Origin of the sequence: Dietzia cercidiphylli, from assembly GCF_014145145.1 — a bacterium.
GTDB classification, from domain to species: Bacteria; Actinomycetota; Actinomycetes; order Mycobacteriales; family Mycobacteriaceae; genus Dietzia; species Dietzia natronolimnaea.
The window spans coordinates 1-1753 of sequence record NZ_JAALEA010000366.1 but is presented as its reverse complement, the minus strand read 5'-3'; the positions used below and the strand labels follow the sequence as shown (position 1 = coordinate 1753).

Annotated in this window: 2 protein-coding genes; one reads left to right on the top strand and one right to left on the bottom strand. The window is 71.7% G+C overall.

Annotated features, from left to right (window positions below; translation table 11 throughout):
* On the bottom strand, positions 1–1071 hold a 1071-nt coding region (locus G6028_RS13030; RefSeq protein WP_182659127.1), incomplete at its 3' end, for an alpha/beta hydrolase.
* A 165-nt stretch (positions 1072–1236) separates the two neighbouring features.
* Between G6028_RS13030 and G6028_RS13025 the strand changes: the two genes are divergently transcribed.
* A complete protein-coding gene (locus tag G6028_RS13025; protein ID WP_241730748.1) occupies positions 1237–1605 on the top strand; it encodes an FAD-binding protein in 369 nt (122 codons plus the stop codon).
* Positions 1606–1753 lie beyond the last annotated feature (148 nt).

The following is a 1753-nucleotide window of genomic DNA, read 5'->3' as shown; positions in this document are numbered from 1 at the left end:
GGCAGTGGCGGGGGAGATCCGGGCGACCAGCCTGGTGTGGAGGACGCCGACCGCCTCGAGCAGCGCGTCCCGGGCGGCGTGTCCCACTCCCGTCGCGTTGATCAGGCCGTGCACGTGGCCGCTGTGCCGTCGGAGGGTCACGTCGACCCCCGCCTCGACCAGTGCGGCCGCGTAGCGTTCGCCCTCGTCACGGAGCACGTCGAAGCCGGCCACCACGACGTAGGCCGGGGGCGCGTGGCCCAGCTCGCCGGCGAGCAGTGGCGAGACGCGCGGGTCCAGGGCCTGTTCGGGATCGGCGAGATAGTGGGATTTGTACCAGTCCATCTGCGCCTCGGTGAGGAAGAACCCTCGTCCGAACAACTCGTACGACTTGTGCTTGGTGGACAGGTCCGTGACCGGGTTGAACAGGACCTGCATGGCCGGTGGGGTCCATCCGGGGGCGCGGTGCAGGGCGACCACCGCGGCCAGGTTCCCGCCCGCGCTCTCGCCCCCGATCGCGATCGCCCGTGGGTCGAGGTCGTACTCCGCCGCGTGCTCGACGACGTGCCCGAACGCCGCGAGGGCGTCGTCCAGGCCGGCGGGGAACGGGTGCTCCGGAGCCAGCCGGTAGTCGATCGAGATGACGGTCAGCGGGGTGTGGGCGGCGAGGAAGCGGGACACCGAGTCTCCCGAGTCGAGGTCGCCCAGGACCCAGCCGCCACCGTGGAGGTACACCAGGGCGGCGCTCGGCCCCTCGATCCCCGCGGGCCGGTACAGGCGAGCCGGGATCGGGCCGTTCGGACCGGGGATGGTGAGGGGACGGACGGTCTCGACGGGGGTCTGGTGACCGAAGACGAAGGCCTCGCCCGCGATCTGGTCCCGTCCCCGGTCCAGCGGCATCCGTTCGAAGGTCTCGGACACCCCGAGGTTCAACAGTCTGGTGCCGACCTGGGCTTCGAGGCCGAGCTGCTGCCCGTCGACCCGGACCGGGGGCCCGGCGATCAGTCGCTGGATCGGGGACGGTGCCGCCCCGATGAGGCGGATGACGCGGCGGAGCACGTGTTCCGCGAGAGGTCTGTGCGTGGGGCTCATCTGGGTATCGATTCTGCGAGGCCGAACTGGAGGTGCGACCACCGTATGCCGAACTTGGACGCGCGTCCAGTATTTCCCGGAAAATCCCGGATCGACCCTCCCGTGCCTGCCCCGGTCCCCGCCGATCGGGCCCGGATCCTGGACACCCGTCCTACACTCGGCGCCATGGATCGAGGCCCACAGCGGCACGCGGACGCCGCCGACGTGATCGTGATCGGCAGCGGGTTCGGTGGCGCGGTCAGCGCCCTCCGGCTGGCCGAGCAGGGGCTCACGGTCCTGGTGCTCGAACAGGGTCGTCGTCATTCCCCCGACGACCTCCTGGCCGCCCGCAGGGACCCGCGCAGGTACCTCTGGATGCCCGGTCTGGGCCTGCGCGGCTTCTTCTGGCAGCGGGTGCTGCGTCATGTCGGCATCATCGGCGGCGCGGGGGTGGGGCGGCGGCAGCATCGTGTGGGCCGGGGTGTTGCTCGAGCCGAAGGACGAGTTCTTCACCGACCCCGCCTGGCCCGCGTCCGCCGCCGGCTGGCGCGATGAGCTCGCCGGGCACTACCGGACCGCCTCGCGCATGCTCGGCCGCGAGACCACCCGCCACGTCGGACAGATGGATCTGCACCTGCAGGCCACCGCCCGCTCGATGGGGGCCGACCGGACGTACGGCCCCACGCCCATGGCCATCTGGTTC